The sequence below is a fragment of the Peribacillus sp. NPDC046944 genome, assembly GCF_050272735.1.
Lineage (GTDB): Bacteria > Bacillota > Bacilli > Bacillales > DSM-1321 > Peribacillus.
Window position 1 is genome coordinate 137509 of the sequence record NZ_JBNNML010000001.1, and the last position, 14415, is coordinate 151923.

The 14415-nt window shown below is 39.5% G+C and carries 14 protein-coding genes; 4 read left to right on the forward strand and 10 right to left on the reverse strand.

What is annotated here, in order from left to right:
- Positions 1 to 1412: 1412 nt before the first annotated feature.
- Positions 1413 to 2222, forward strand: a complete 810-nt coding sequence (locus ACQKIC_RS00725) for a hypothetical protein (protein ID WP_427590719.1) — start codon at positions 1413 to 1415, stop codon at positions 2220 to 2222.
- A 917-nt stretch (positions 2223 to 3139) separates the two neighbouring features.
- Here ACQKIC_RS00725 and ACQKIC_RS00730 read toward each other — a convergent pair.
- From ACQKIC_RS00730 to ACQKIC_RS00745, 4 genes are all read right to left on the reverse strand, one after another.
- A complete protein-coding gene (locus ACQKIC_RS00730) occupies positions 3140 to 3328 on the reverse strand; it encodes an IDEAL domain-containing protein (protein WP_402873721.1) in 189 nt (62 codons plus the stop codon).
- A gap of 235 nt (positions 3329 to 3563) precedes the next feature.
- The gene (locus tag ACQKIC_RS00735; RefSeq protein ID WP_403080280.1) at positions 3564 to 3851 is read right to left on the reverse strand and encodes a hypothetical protein; all 288 of its coding nucleotides are present in this window, start codon (positions 3849 to 3851) and stop codon (positions 3564 to 3566) included.
- A 12-nt stretch (positions 3852 to 3863) separates the two neighbouring features.
- Positions 3864 to 4229, reverse strand: a complete 366-nt coding sequence (locus tag ACQKIC_RS00740) for a hypothetical protein (protein WP_427590720.1) — start codon at positions 4227 to 4229, stop codon at positions 3864 to 3866.
- Positions 4230 to 4265: 36 nt separating this feature from the next.
- Positions 4266 to 4475, reverse strand: coding sequence for a DUF4083 family protein (locus ACQKIC_RS00745; protein WP_427590722.1), 210 nt, complete (start codon positions 4473 to 4475; stop codon positions 4266 to 4268).
- Positions 4476 to 4609: 134 nt separating this feature from the next.
- Here ACQKIC_RS00745 and ACQKIC_RS00750 point away from each other — a divergent pair, with 134 nt between their 5' ends.
- From ACQKIC_RS00750 to ACQKIC_RS00760, 3 genes are all read left to right on the forward strand, one after another.
- Complete coding sequence (locus tag ACQKIC_RS00750; RefSeq protein WP_427590723.1) at positions 4610 to 4909, forward strand: hypothetical protein; 300 nt, start codon at positions 4610 to 4612, stop codon at positions 4907 to 4909.
- Between the two features lie 131 nt (positions 4910 to 5040).
- Positions 5041 to 5391 carry a hypothetical protein gene (locus ACQKIC_RS00755; RefSeq protein ID WP_427590724.1) on the forward strand — a complete coding sequence of 117 codons (351 nt, stop codon included), beginning with the start codon at positions 5041 to 5043 and terminating at the stop codon, positions 5389 to 5391.
- Between the two features lie 3 nt (positions 5392 to 5394).
- Entirely contained in the window at positions 5395 to 6033 is a 639-nt protein-coding gene (locus ACQKIC_RS00760) for an O-methyltransferase (protein ID WP_427590725.1), read from the forward strand.
- Positions 6034 to 6229: 196 nt separating this feature from the next.
- Here ACQKIC_RS00760 and ACQKIC_RS00765 read toward each other — a convergent pair whose 3' ends face one another.
- From ACQKIC_RS00765 to ACQKIC_RS00790, 6 genes are all read right to left on the reverse strand, one after another.
- Positions 6230 to 7882 (reverse strand): AMP-binding protein, encoded by a 1653-nt coding sequence (locus tag ACQKIC_RS00765; protein WP_427590726.1) that lies wholly within the window; start codon positions 7880 to 7882, stop codon positions 6230 to 6232.
- A gap of 508 nt (positions 7883 to 8390) precedes the next feature.
- Positions 8391 to 8918, reverse strand: coding sequence for a GNAT family N-acetyltransferase (locus ACQKIC_RS00770; protein WP_427590727.1), 528 nt, complete (start codon positions 8916 to 8918; stop codon positions 8391 to 8393).
- Between the two features lie 94 nt (positions 8919 to 9012).
- Positions 9013 to 10203 carry a thiolase family protein gene (locus ACQKIC_RS00775; protein ID WP_427590728.1) on the reverse strand — a complete coding sequence of 397 codons (1191 nt, stop codon included), beginning with the start codon at positions 10201 to 10203 and terminating at the stop codon, positions 9013 to 9015.
- Positions 10200 to 11063, reverse strand: coding sequence for a 3-hydroxyacyl-CoA dehydrogenase family protein (locus ACQKIC_RS00780; protein WP_427590729.1), 864 nt, complete (start codon positions 11061 to 11063; stop codon positions 10200 to 10202). The genes ACQKIC_RS00775 and ACQKIC_RS00780 overlap by 4 nt, the downstream gene beginning before the upstream one ends.
- Positions 11064 to 11083: 20 nt before the next feature.
- Complete coding sequence (locus ACQKIC_RS00785; RefSeq protein ID WP_427590730.1) at positions 11084 to 13192, reverse strand: acetate--CoA ligase family protein; 2109 nt, start codon at positions 13190 to 13192, stop codon at positions 11084 to 11086.
- Positions 13189 to 14364, reverse strand: coding sequence for an acyl-CoA dehydrogenase family protein (locus ACQKIC_RS00790; RefSeq protein ID WP_402957995.1), 1176 nt, complete (start codon positions 14362 to 14364; stop codon positions 13189 to 13191). The genes ACQKIC_RS00785 and ACQKIC_RS00790 overlap by 4 nt, the downstream gene beginning before the upstream one ends.
- Between the last annotated feature and the right edge of the window lie 51 nt (positions 14365 to 14415).

The following is a 14415-nucleotide window of genomic DNA, read 5'->3' on the forward strand; positions in this document are numbered from 1 at the left end:
TTTAATTGGTACTGGATTTCACATTTATCTTAAACTCAGGAAATACAATTGGTTAGTTAGGAAACTTCTATTCCTAATAACCCTTCTTTTACAAGGAATTGCTTCCGTTATTATTTATAAAATCATTTATGGGACGTTGAAAGCTATTTTTCTATAGTTTTAGAAAGAGGAGAAAATGTCATCAGGAACTTCGGAAATAATCAGCAATTTAATTGGATACTTACTCTCCATTCAACTTATGTTTGGTTTTTTAATCTTTTTATTAGAAAGTACTATGATAAATTATTATGCTCTAGCCACCTATGAAAAACCTAAAAATTTCTTCCATAAGTTCGCAAACCTTTTCATGTTTGTTACCGTCGGTACCGGTTATCATATTTACCTTAAACTTAGAAATTATAAATGGTTTGTTCGAAAGTTTTTATTTCTTATTGCCCTTGTTTTACAAGCAATGGTGTCCGTTATTATTTATATAGCCTTGCTTCGTACTCTAGAAGCAATAATTCTTATATAAATATATTTCATTACACTATTTATGGGATAGCATGTGATTTCCTATACACTTACTTTTAAAGTTTGTATAGTAACCCTCCTAAATTCAGGAGGTAACAACTGGTTTATTTTTTATACCTTTTATATATTTCAGAAAGAGGAGAACCATGATATATAGCATAATAGAAGGTATAAGACTTTTATTATTATGTATTCTTATAACGCAATTTGCTTACAGTCTCTCCATTTTTTTATTAGAAAGAGCGATGATTAATTTTTACACTATAGGGACTTACGAAGAACCTTCTACTCTTTTTCAAAAGTCCATTAATTTTATTATGTTCACTTTAACCGGGATTGGATACAACCTTTACCTTAAAATCAGCAAATACAATTGGGTTATTCGGAAGTTTTTATTCTTAATAGCCCTTATTTCACAAGGAATTGCTTCTATCATTATTTATAAAATCATTTATGGAGTATTGAAAGCTATTTTTCTATAAGGGTTACATTCCATTTTTTGAAAGAGGACAATAATGACATACAGTACAATTGAATGGATAGGAATTTTATTACTATATCTCCTCTCAATCCAATGGGGATCTAGCTTTGTAATCTTCTTATTCGAAAGCGCCATGATCAGGTACTATTATATTTTAGGAACTTATGAGAAACCCAGTAACCTTTATCAAAAAACCGTGAACTTTTGCATGTATGCCATGATGGGTGCCGGCTTTTATATTTATCTCAGACTACGTAAATACAATTGGTTTGTACGGAAATTTTTCTTCCTTATCGCTCTTATTATACAAGGAATTGCTTCCATTATTATTTACAAGATCATTTATGGGACAGTGAAAGCTATCTTTCTATAACTTATCAAAAAGTGGGTACATATATTCTAAAGAGGACGTGACAAAATGAATCATTTGTTAACCTGTACGACTGAAGAATTAGCCTTGATGGTGAGTGTTGCCGGACATCATGGAATCGCAAAAGGTATTGCCGAAACTGCTATTGGGGATAAGTCCGAAAAAGAGTGGTTGACCATTCTTGAAGTGACGAAAAATCAATTGATCATGAAAAACATGTGGAGTGAGGAGCAAGAATCTCGGGAAGAAGTACCATTAACGCAGGAAACTCAGCGTTTCATCGAAAAGTATATTGGCTCAAAAAGAATGATTCGCTGCTCCAATTCCCGTCAAAAGTCCGTATTAATGCTACATCACTTTAAAGAGGATGAATGGCTTTTCCACTTGATCGATCGAGATATCATTCATGAATTCGCGATTATCCCCTCTTCTGAAATCCAATTGATTATTAGAGAATATTATGGAATCTCCTTTGACAAATATCAAGGTGAGGAAGCTTTCTCTCTGACCGAGCAAGCATTTGATTGGCTAAGTAATCCTAAAAAGGTTGATAAAGTACGCAAGAAGTCCAAGTTTACCCAGCAAGAAGAAGACAGTTTCTACTTATTCTCTGATGACCTGCGCACTTATGACTGGACTTTGTTTAATATTTCTAATTTTAGTATAACGAGTTATGAAGAAGAAACATATTTAGAGAACATTCTATTCTTTTTACCTTCTGATCGTGGAATATGGCTTGCAGAATATACGGAAGATTCAAAAACCTCTGTACATATCCATTTAGCCAACCATGATGAATGGGAAGCCACTTTAGCTGGTATTGGTGACTTGGCTGCCTATCAGGGACAATCAATATAAAAATTTAATAGATTTAGTAAAGCGGAGGGGCCATTTCAATAGAGATTGGCCTTTCGTTTTGAAAAGAGGCAGATTATGTGCACGACATAATTCAAGGTATAAGAATTTTATTAACCGGTTTCCTTTTAACACAACTTTCGTATGGCTTCACCATTTTTTTATTGGAAAGTACAATGACAAACTTTTATGCTCTGGCGATTTATGAGAACCCTCGTAACCGCTATCAAAAGTTCGTGAATTTTTTCATGTTCATTCTCGTTGGCTCAGGCTATCATATTTATCTTACACTTAGAAATTACAGTTGGCTTGTTCGAAAATTTTTATTCCTGATTGCCCTGTTTCTACAGGCAATTGCTTCTGTTATTATTTATTACGTTATTTATGGGGTTTTGAAAGTTATATTTTTATAAGTACCGTTCATGTTAGGGAGAAGATGAGAATGGCATACAGCATTATAGAAGAGATAAGAAATTTATTAGCAGGATATCTAACAATACAACTTACCTATGGCTTCTGTATTTTTTATTAGAGGGAACGATGACCAGCTTTTACGCTTTAACCATCTATGAAAAACCTAGTAGCCCTTATCAAAAATTTATAAACTTATTCATGTTCCTTCTCGTTGGTTCCGGTTACTACATTTATCTAAGGCTTAGCAAATATAGTTGGTTTGTTCGAAAGTTTTTGTTTCTAATCGCCCTTATTTTCCAGTTACTTGCTTCCCTTATGATTTATTATGCTATTTATGGGATGTTGAAGGTTATTTTTCTATAGCTTATCAGAATGTGATTTTAGCTATGCATAACAGATTTCCTATCAGGGACAATTAGAATAAAGAAAAACAAAGGACCAATTTCAATAGAAGATTGGTCCTTCGTTATATACAGATATTAAAAAGCCTGATTCATAAGGCCACTCTAACAGAGACTCTTCAATTCATTGGTTAATCTTATAAATTCCTGCTTATCACGGGTTTCCAACGAATGATCGATTTCTTTTTCGATTTGAGTTTTCCGGTAATCACTGAGGGCCTTGATAAGTACCATTTCTGCCAACGTTTCCATCATCTCAGGTTCTAGTGGTGTTATAGGCAATTGCTTCTCCATTCGAAACCAACTCCTTCACCTTTTTTCTATTATATTGGACAACTTGAAAATTAGTATCATTCTTTATGTTTTCTTAAAAATATACATTAGTAGTAAGATATCTTCTTTTGTGAACCGTTCCCCTCTCCCTTCTCTTACTCTCATGATTAACTGGATGGGACTTTTCTATACATGAAAATAAAAAAATCCTACCCTTCTATTATTAAATAGGAAGAGTAAGATTTTATGATATGAGCTATTTCCTTCTGACTTTCAGTAACCCCCAAGATAGCAAGCCTGTAATTCCTACAAAGATTAAGTCAATAAGTACCCATTCAAAATCAATCCTATTATAATGATAATCCTCTTCATGAAAACAAGTGAAATTCCACAAATAGAAAAGCACTGTGATGATTACATGAATGATGGGTCCTACTATAAACTTCTTTGTAACCAACGCTGATCCTGTTCCTATTACAAAAGCAGTCGGGAGGATAAGCACTTCTAAGACGTAAGGATTAAACCAAGTCGATGCACTTATCATTCTAATCCTCCTCTAATGAGCAGCTTGTTCCTGTTTCAATTTCTTCCACCGGGAATAGATATCCAAACACGACATCAATAGAATCAGCCATAGGAAAGGACTATCAAATGCAATTCCCGCAGTCGATTGGCCTCCGAGAATGGTCAGCAAAGCTAGTAATGAGAGTAAATAAAAGAGGGAAAGCACTTGCCACTGGAGCCATTCCCTAGGATTCCCATCACTGAATCTCTTAAATGAAAAACTGATCACATATATGACTAAAATCAGCCATAGTAAAATACCATCTGGAATCACCCGTACCAGCGATAGATTTGGGAAATAATCCAGCACAATGACTGGTGTAAAAATAACAAGCGTGATTACTTGTAATGACTTCATTTTGCCCTCCGCTATTTCGATAACAACCTCTTTCAATCAACTATCCCGGTGATCCATTTTCTTATTAATGGACCGGAGTTCATCTTCAATCCGAGTGAGCCTACTATCTATATCTGGTTGATTACGATTCTTGTCTGAATTCTTAAGTAGCTTACTGATAAACGCAAAAAATGAGACGAAGAATAAAGCGATAAGTGCAAATACGATGATCATCAAAATGATTCCTGGTACCCCAATATTACTCATTTAAAACAGCTCCTTTCGTAATCCATTTTATACCAAAGGTTCAGGTATGGAAATAAAATCTCATCCTAGCTTAGCATTCTTTAGCGAAAAGGAATATCCTTATATTACCCATTAATATGGAAATGAGGGGAACTATGAAAAAAAGTCTTTTTAGTAAGCTAACCTATACCTATTCATCTATCATTTTCATCATTTTCTTAATCTATTGCTTTAATGTTACGGACAAGGATGGGGAAATAGCTTATCAAGAACATAAAGCTCCTCTACATGTATTCTTCGTCTTGTTTTTTATTGCTTTCATCCTTTTAGGCATCAATCTTATTAGCACAAAGAACAAAACGGATACGATTCAAAGAAAAACATTGGTTTCTGGACTGAAACTTACTGGCATTCTATTTTTTTTCATTGTACTAAGGATGCTGTTTGAAAGATAAGATGTAATATTCGATATTCCTACAAAATGATTGAATCTTTCATTATCTTTGACAAACCGTATACGTTTGTATACAATTAGAAATCATAACCAATATGTATACAAATGTATACAAAGAAAGGTGATATGAATATGAAAGATGAGACATTTAAGGACATGCAGAACGAAGAAGGCCATCGTCGTGGTGGACGACACAAAGGAAATGATGGTACACATCGACGTGGAGCAAAAACCTTTCGCCGAGGCCGGGCCATCGCTTTTTTGAATCGAATGAATCTTAAACGGTCAACGATTCAACAACAGTTAGATAAACCTGAGTTTCAATCCATTCAACCCATCTTAGTCGGTGAATTGAAAGCCATAGATATGGTCATCAACGAATTCACACAATTATTTGAAATACAAGAGAACGAAGCAACGGACGCACCCAATGAAAAGGAAGCTACAGAAAAGACCACAAAAAATACTGAAGAAGGAGTGTAATTCATGAAGCAATTGAACACGTATATCGATTCCGTATTTTATCAACAAAATACCCTTTTGGAGGATGTCTTATCTTCCATTGAGGAGAACGGCATGCGCCCCATCTCCGTATCTCCTTCCTCCGGAAAACTTCTTACCATGCTGGTATCCATTTCAGGAGCAAAAAGTATTCTAGAAATTGGAGCGCTTGGCGGCTATAGCGGGATTTGCCTTGCTAGAGGGTTCGGTAAAGAAGGAAGATTAACCTCCCTCGAATTAGAGGAAAGTTATGCAAAGCTGGCAAACAGCAACCTAGCCAAAGCAGGATTCGCTGATCAAGTGTCCTATATGACCGGACCAGCTTTGCAAAGCCTTGAAAAGCTAGTAGATGAAAATAAGCGCTTCGATTTTTTCTTTATCGATGCTGATAAGGAAAACTATGAGAATTATTTGAGGCTTTGCATCGATCTTGCGGAGCCGGGTGCTCTAATCATTACGGATAATGTCCTGGCCAATGGTAGTGTAGTAGATTCGGAAGTGATACCTAAGCGCTATACGGAAGTCATGAAGAGATTCAATATAACCGTGGCCAATCATCCACAATTAGAATCCCTTCTGATTCCAATCGGTGATGGTATGACGATCTCGCAAGTAAAGAAATGAATTGTGACCCCATTTTGAATGGGGTCTTCTGCTTTTAACCGTTCACGTTCTTCGTAATTCGTCCCTCCTTGCCATTAATTCGACGCTCACACTCATTAATTCAACATTCACAGAATTAATTCGACGCTCACCATCCATAATTCGACCTTCGCCTACAAAACAAAGCCGATAGCGACTTGCCGCTATCGGCTTTCTATCACTCTTTTAATAATCTCCGTAATACCTTGCCTGAACTGGTTGTTGGCAAGCTGTCCCGGAATTCAACGTAGCGGGGATATTTATAGGACGCCATCCTGTTTCTTGACCAATCGATGATTTCCTCCTCACTGATTTCCCCTTTGTACTCCGGTTTCAATACGATGAAGGCCTTCACGCTTTCTCCCCTGTTCCCATCTGGCACACCAACTGCGGCAACTTGTAAAATCGCTTCATGGCCTTTCATCAAGACTTCCACATCTTCCGGAAAAATGCTGTATCCGGAGGATTTGATCATCTCTTTCATACGGCCGAGGAAATGCAGATAGCCTTCCTCATCCAGCATTCCAATGTCACCTGTATAGACCCAGCCATTTTTTAATGTCTCGGCTGTCGCCTCTGGCCTATTCAAATATCCTTTGAATACGCCTGGATTCTTCAACACGATTTCCCCTCGTTTACCCGGCCGTAAGTCTTCTCCTGTTTCAAGGTCCACGATGCATATCTCGGTATCAAATGTAGGAATGCCACAAGTACCAAACTTGATTTTATCAATCGGCATGAATGTATCACATGTATGCGTTTCACTTAACCCATACGATGCTTCATACAAAAGACAACCATCGGTCAATTCCCCCCATGCCTTTGCAAGTTTTTCATCGACCGGAATGCCAAAACTAGTCGCGAAATTCAATTCAAGTGAAGTTAAGTCTCTTCCTTCGATACCGTGAGTATTCAAGATTGCTACATTCATAGGAGCGATGGTATATAATTTATTCACTTTATATGTTTCAATTGCACTAATTGCAGCCTCTGGCTCAAACCTTGTCAATGCCACACACATGCAGGCACTGTATACAGGAATATTGACGCCCATCACCATCCCGGCAATATGACAAAACGGAGCGGCTGCCAGCATATTGTCGTTGTGCGTGATGAAAGAACTTTGAGCAGTCGCTGCCGTTTTGAACAACGCGTTCCCATATGTAAGCATTGCCGCTTTCGGCCTCCCCGTCGTACCCGAAGTGAAGACCATCAGGCCCACATCTTCCCATATATTCACTTCTTCCACTTCTTTTAGAACTTCATTCGTATAGAGAATTTCAAGAAGATCAAACGTTCGTTCCATTGTCACTTTCTCCGCCAAAAACTCGACTGGCAACGGCAAAGTGGGAGATTCTGAAAGAAAGTCAGCATAATGGGTGGTGATGATAAATTGTAAGGATTTTGCCTTACCTCTCACCGCTTCCATAGTTGGATATAACTCCTGGCCGGCAATAACGGCCTTTATATCCGCCTCCTTGATCAAATATTCCAGTTCCGCTTCTTTATACATCGGATTCAAGGGAACCACTATTGCACCAAGCATTTGGATGGCATAATGTCCAATGAGATATTGCGGACAATTCTGCATGAACAAAGCGATCCGGTCGCCCTTAGTAACACCTTGGTCTTTAAGAAACTGTGCGAGCCTCCCCGTGTCATCCTGAAGCTGCCTCCAAGTCAGACTGTTCCCATAATACACATACGCCGTTTCCTCCGGACGTTCCTTCGCATTATCCATCAAGTACTCATGAAGCGGCTTTTCTCCTAATCGGTAATGCAATGTTTCCAAAACACCTTTTGGCCAGCTTTTCTTAGTGATTGATTTCAAGATCCATTCCTCCTATTAAAAGAATCACAAATGGTTGGAAGCGTTATCATATTTTTGCATTGGACCTAGTTGAGGAAAAAACGGATGAGATATAGAGAAGCGTCATGATGCGGAATCGAAGGGATTTATTATTAGAATATTCTAATAATAATTATATTTCATCTTATCTTTAAAATCTAGGATAGTCCCTCTGTAAAAAAAAATTCCTCCGTAACTTGAACAGAGTATAAAAATAGCATTTGGCGGGCGCGTCCACCAAATGCTTAGTTTTGTTCCAACTTGTTAGAAGTAATCCTGACCTTTAAAAGGTGACTAACCCAACCATACGACCAAATCCGTAACCAACCAATATAATTAAGAAACCTCCTATAATATAGAAGGATGCCCTCATAAATTGATCCTGTTTGTTTATAGTCTGAAAAACACTTTTCAAAAACTTATTCATTGTAAATTCCCTTCAAAATTATTCATTTGGAAAATTGATACAATAATTCTACCATAGAATACATCAGTTTGTACCGGATAACATGGTAGTCAACGTATAATAAACGAAATGGAGATTCTGTCCATTCATTTCGAAGCCTTCTTCACTGGTAGCCACCTTCTTGAAGCCGTTTTTCTCCAAAACTTTTTGGGAGGGAATATTAGTAGTGGTCGTCTTTGCATGGATTTGTTTGATATCTTTATCGACGATTTTCTTTAGTAATAATTGCAGAGCCCTATTGGCAATCCCTCTTCCAGTGTATATTTGACCTACTCGATAACCAAGATGCCCTATTCTTTGGTTTTCTTCGATATCTACCACATTTATTCTTCCTAAAATGGAATGGTGTTTATCCTTGATTAAATAGAAAAAGGAAGCTCCTCGTGTTTGTTCATCGAGTAACGCTTTATGGCTTTCATTGAAATGAGCAGGGGTATAATAGTCATCTCCACGAGACGGGACCATTTCTTCAAAAAAAGCTCTGTTTTCCAGTTCGAATGCTAACAACTCTTCCATATCTGAATCTTGTAACTCCTCTATGAATATATCCATTTATGCCGCCACCCTTCTATCAATTAAGTAGATTATACTATGAGATCAATCCCTACATTAATAGGAGCGGGGCAACCGTCCATTATTTTTTGGTCTATTTCATTGTTTCAATAACGGCTGAAATACCCATACCTCCACCTATACATAGGGTGACTAACCCATATCGACCATTACGACGTTCTAGTTCATAGAGAATCTTAGTTAGTAAAATCGCACCTGTTGCCCCAAGTGGGTGCCCCAATGCAATGGCTCCTCCGTTCACATTGATCTTGTCCAGTCCCACGTCCCACTCCTTAATCACCGCAAGGGCCTGGGCAGCGAAAGCTTCATTTAATTCGATTAAATCCAGGTCTTCCATTGAAATATTGGCAACTTGTAATGCTTTTTTCGTGGCAGGTACTGGTCCAATCCCCATGACTTCTGGGGATACGCCTACTGCTGCATGTCCAATAATGCGCGCGCGTGGTTTAAGGCCCAGCTTCAAAGCTTTTTCCTCGGACATCAGCAACACGGCTGATGCCCCATCATTGCGGCCACTACTATTACCTGCTGTGACGCTTCCTCCTTTTTTAAATACTGGCTTTAATTCGGCTAACTTTTCGGGTGTCGTTTGTCTCGGATATTCATCTTTGTCAAATATCACCGTTCCTTTTCTAGTCTTCACTTTATAGGGGATAATTTCATCTGCAAAGCGGTTTTCTTCAATCGCCTTTAAAGCAAGTGACTGACTGCGAAAAGCAAATGAATCTTGCTTTTCTCTTGAAATCCCATACTGCTCCACCAAGTTTTCGGCTGTGAGTCCCATTGTAAATTTGCCATATTGATCCTCTGGTTGTGAACGGGGTTGGCTTTCTGTATTCGGATCAAGCAATTGCCCGTTATTTGCACCAAGTCCATAACGAATACCTCTCATGTAATAGGGTGCTGTACTCATGCTTTCTGCCCCACCTGCAATGATGATGTCGCTTTGCCCACACTGAATTTGTTGAACGGCATTTATGATCGATTGTAATCCTGAACCACATTGCCTATGTACTGTGTAACCGGCCACTTCTACTGGAAGACCCGCACGTAATGCAGCAAGACGCGCAAGGTTAGGGGAGTCGGCACTTTGTTTTGCCTGACCTAATATGACTTCATCAACAAGACTCGCATCTAGATTGGATCGCTTAACAATGGCATCAATCACGGAAGCCGCCAAGAAATCGACTTCCACCTCTTTTAGTGTTCCCCCCATTGTGGCAATGGGGGTCCGGACTGCATCTACAATTACAACATTCCTCACTTCTTACACCCCTTTTCATCATATTCATAAAAACCGCTACCTGATTTCCTACCAAAACGACCGGCCTTTACATATTTACTTAATAAGGGACAAGGTCGATATTTTTCACCCAATGTTTGATATAAATACTCCATATTCTTTAAACGCGTATCCAAACCTACCAAGTCTGCTAATTCCAATGGTCCCATTGGATGATTGAGTCCCAGTTTTAACGCTTGATCAATGTCATGTGCAGAAGCGACACCTTCCATTAGCATGGTCATCGCTTCATTTCCAATTAAACAGTTCATACGGCTTGTTACAAAGCCTGGGAACTCATTGACTTCAACCGTTTGTTTATTCATCTTTTCCCCAACGGCTTTTGCAAAGGCCATCGTATCATCACTTGTTTGTAATCCCCGGACAATTTCAATAAGCTTCATCTTATGAGGTGGATTAAAGAAATGCATCGCAATGCATTGTTCAGGCCGATTCGTTTGGGCCGCTATTTCTGTAGGACTCATTGTTGAGGTATTCGTAGCTAAAATCGTGTGTGGTAAACAATATTCATCTAATTTTTTAAAAATTTCAATTTTCAACTTCATGATTTCCGGCACGGCTTCAATCACTAATTGAACGTTCGAAGCCGCTTTTTCAAGTGACGTTTCATAGAAAATCCGTGCGATTGCCTGCTGCTTTTGATCCAAAGTGATGATCTGCCTTGCAACAGCCTTCTCCAGTTCTTCTTCAATAAACGCTTGCGCTCTTTGTAAGGTATCTTCATCCACATCATTAAGTTGTACAGTGAATCCGTTTTGAGCAGCGGTTAATGCAATTCCCCTACCCATCAATCCACTTCCGACGACGGCTATTTGTTCCATTTCCCTCTCACCCTTCTCTCTCATAGACTCCCATTCATCCGTAGAATCCGTTCATAGTCCACCAAATACTTCATGGCTTTCACAATCTTTTCTGGGTTTGGATAGACGAAGAATTGTTTTTCCTGATAGAAAGATACTGCTTTTGGTGCGATCGCAGTTGCCCCTAAGCGCCCAACGATTATCGGTTTTTGGTGCGATTGGAAGACTTCATAAATGGCCTCGGCAATGACAAGTGCTCCCGGGTCGGCATTCGATGTTAGCATAACGAGCACACCATCGATTTGTGAATCTTCCACAACGGCTGTTAATACTTTCTTAAACATATCAGGGTTTCCGATTATCTCCGCCGTTACGTCAACGGGATTATTCGCTGCGCCAAATACAGGAATGTATTGCTTGATCTTCTCGGCAGTTTCTGTAAGTTCAGGTACCTCAAGTCCATTCGCTGTGCATAAATCGGCAATTACACTACAAGCACCACCAGAAGCTGTAACAATCCCAATGCGGTTGCCTTTAGGCAGTGGTTGTTTTTCAAATATCGCAGCAACTTCAATTAAGTCCTCGATTTGTTCCACGGGTAATACATTATATTTTCTAAAGGCCGCCGAATATACCGCCTCATCACCGGCGATGGAACCCGTATGTGATTGAACGGCCCGCTTCCCTACTTCAGAGCGTCCTGTTTTATAAACAAGAACTGGCTTTTTCGCATCTAACGCTTTTTGGGTCGCACGTTCAAATGCCTTTGCATCTTTTAAACCTTCCATGAAGGCCGAGATAACTTTCGTTTGTGAATCTTCAGCAAAGGTTTCAATAAAATCGGAAGTTGTGAGATCCACTTCATTTGCCACTGTTACCCATCGGCTAAAGCCCACTTTATTCTCCCAAGCACGACTGAGTAAAGCACTACCCATCGCTCCACTTTGGGAAATGAATCCGATCCCGCCGGCCACTTTTTCTTTTGTTGTTAAAGCCGAACCAAATGCCATATACACATTGTCATTTGGGCTGGCCACACCGATTACATTTGGGCCTACGATCCGAATCCCCGCTTCTTTAGCGATACTTAATATTTCTTGTTGTAAAAGGGCCCCTTTTGCTCCGACTTCAGCAAAACCCGATGAATAGATAATGACATTTTTAATCCCTTTTTGTTGGCATTCACGCATGACGCCAGGGACACTCTGTGCTGCCACAATAATACAAGCCACATCAATTGGCTCAGTTACATCGGTTAAAGAAGGATATACGCGATGACCGAAAATTTCATCTGCCTTAGGGTTGATTGGAAACACTTTCCCTTTAAACTGATTTTCCACCAAATACTTAACTAAGCGGCCACCATTCTTCTTTTCATTAGACGATGCGCCTACAATGGCTATGGATGAGGGATGTAATAGTTTATCCAGGTTTTCTAAACTCCGGCGCTCCCCTTCAAGTTCAATGACCGGCTCATTTAAAATGCGCACATCACAGATGAGTGGACCTTCTGCAGAGAAGATAACAGGATTCAAGTCTAACTCCATAATTTCAGGACGGAGGGTTACAAGTTCATTAAGCTTCTGACAAATGTCCACAAGCAGATTCATATCGATTCCGGCTTGATCGCGGTATCCCTTTACTAGTTCGGCACTTTTCAACTCATCTACCATGCTAAGAACATCCTGCTTGCTTACGGGCATAATTCGCATGGAAAAGTCCTTCAAAATTTCTACGAATGTACCACCCATCCCCAGAACCAAAAGATGTCCGAACACGGGGTCCCTTTTGATTCCTAAAATAAGTTCTAGCCCCTTCTGGGACATTTTTTGAAGAAGTACACCCTCTAATTTCGCTGAAGCATCATAGGCGATTGCATTGTCAATAATGACTTCATAGGCTTCTAAAAGTTGCTGCTCATCTTGAATATTCACTTTGACAATACCGGCTTCCGTTTTATGCGTAATTTGCGGGGACATACCCTTTAATACAAGTGGATAGCCAATCTTATCAGCAAAAATCACTGCCTCTTCGCGTGTTTTCGCCAATTCAGCAGGGGCAACAGGTAATTTAAACTTTTTTAATAATTTCGCCCCTTCATATTCCGTTAGAAATGTCTTCTCCTCCACCATTTGTTCTGTCAAAGTCATTTAACCACCTTCTCAATCTCAGGCTTTTTTTTACGTTGGCTAAAGCGCAGTTCAAATACTTCCTCAGCAATTTTATTTTTCAGCATTTCTGGTGTACCACCTGCAATCATCCAACCACGAACGCGACGGAAAATATATTCCAATGGATAATCCGTTGAGTAGCCATATCCACCAAAGATTTGTACAGCTTCATTTGCCACCTCAAATGCGGTTGTATTGATATAACACTTTGCCATTGAAGCCTCTAATGGGCTTGGAGCTCCTTTATCTGCATTCGTTGCCGCTTTATATAACAAGAGGCGACCAGCTTCCAATTTCATTTTCATTTCGGCCACCTTCCACTGAATGCCTTGGAACTCAGCTAGTGGACGCCCGAACTGTTCACGTTCCTTTGCATGTTCAACTGCCATATCAAAAGCAGCTTGTGCTAAAGCTAATGAGCGTGAAGTATTACCCATACGTTCGATGTTAAACATGGTAAATAACTTTTTGAACCCATTATCCGGAACCAGGATATTTTCAATCGGTACTTCACAATCTTCGAAGAATAATGCACAATGTTCCTCACCTGACATATGTGTTTCCGTTTTTCCTAGTGTGAATCCTGGTAAGCCACGTTCAATCAAGATGGCTCCCGAGCTACGAACATCATCACCGAAACGGACCCAGACTACGTAATATTGATTATGGGGACCATGTGTATTGAATACTTTCGAACCATTTACGATGACTTTATCTCCCACAATACGTGCTCGTGTTTCCAAGTCGGTTGTAGCTGAACCTGCATTGGGCTCACTCATGGCAACAGAGATTAACTGTTCACCCGCTAAGATCCCCGGGAGAGTACGGGCCTTCAATTCTGGTGAACCATAGGCAGACAATTGGCGAATCGCCCCAAAATTCCCCACCTGGAACATATCAGCCGTATTCGGGCAAACTTTTGCGATTTCTTCCATGACGATAATGGCTTCCATTAACGTCATTCCTTGACCGCCGTCTTCTTCCGGTAGTGTCATGCCCATCAAACCGTGTTCTGCAAGAATCCGTGCATTCTCCCATGGCACCTCACCGTTTTTTATCCATGTGTATGCTTTTTCCGAGAATTTTTCTTTTGCTAAATTCTTCGCCCACTTTTTTAAATCTTCCTGTTCTTTTGATAATGTAAAATCCATATCTAGCACCCCTTTAGTAGTTTTATAGTTGGAATTAAATAGTTTAATCCA

Excerpts from the sequence above, each read along its gene's own strand:
- ACQKIC_RS00725 (WP_427590719.1), top strand. The coding sequence starts at position 1,413 with ATGAATCATTTGTTAACCTGTACGACTGAAGAATTAGCCTTGATGGTG.
- ACQKIC_RS00730 (WP_402873721.1), bottom strand. The coding sequence starts at position 3,328 with ATGGAGAAGCAATTGCCTATAACACCACTAGAACCTGAGATGATGGAA.
- ACQKIC_RS00735 (WP_403080280.1), bottom strand. The coding sequence starts at position 3,851 with ATGATAAGTGCATCGACTTGGTTTAATCCTTACGTCTTAGAAGTGCTT.
- ACQKIC_RS00740 (WP_427590720.1), bottom strand. The coding sequence starts at position 4,229 with ATGAAGTCATTACAAGTAATCACGCTTGTTATTTTTACACCAGTCATT.
- ACQKIC_RS00745 (WP_427590722.1), bottom strand. The coding sequence starts at position 4,475 with ATGAGTAATATTGGGGTACCAGGAATCATTTTGATGATCATCGTATTT.
- ACQKIC_RS00750 (WP_427590723.1), top strand. The coding sequence starts at position 4,610 with ATGAAAAAAAGTCTTTTTAGTAAGCTAACCTATACCTATTCATCTATC.
- ACQKIC_RS00755 (WP_427590724.1), top strand. The coding sequence starts at position 5,041 with ATGAAAGATGAGACATTTAAGGACATGCAGAACGAAGAAGGCCATCGT.
- ACQKIC_RS00760 (WP_427590725.1), top strand. The coding sequence starts at position 5,395 with ATGAAGCAATTGAACACGTATATCGATTCCGTATTTTATCAACAAAAT.
- ACQKIC_RS00770 (WP_427590727.1), bottom strand. The coding sequence starts at position 8,918 with ATGGATATATTCATAGAGGAGTTACAAGATTCAGATATGGAAGAGTTG.
- ACQKIC_RS00780 (WP_427590729.1), bottom strand. The coding sequence starts at position 11,063 with ATGGAACAAATAGCCGTCGTCGGAAGTGGATTGATGGGTAGGGGAATT.
- ACQKIC_RS00785 (WP_427590730.1), bottom strand. The coding sequence starts at position 13,192 with ATGACTTTGACAGAACAAATGGTGGAGGAGAAGACATTTCTAACGGAA.
- ACQKIC_RS00790 (WP_402957995.1), bottom strand. The coding sequence starts at position 14,364 with ATGGATTTTACATTATCAAAAGAACAGGAAGATTTAAAAAAGTGGGCG.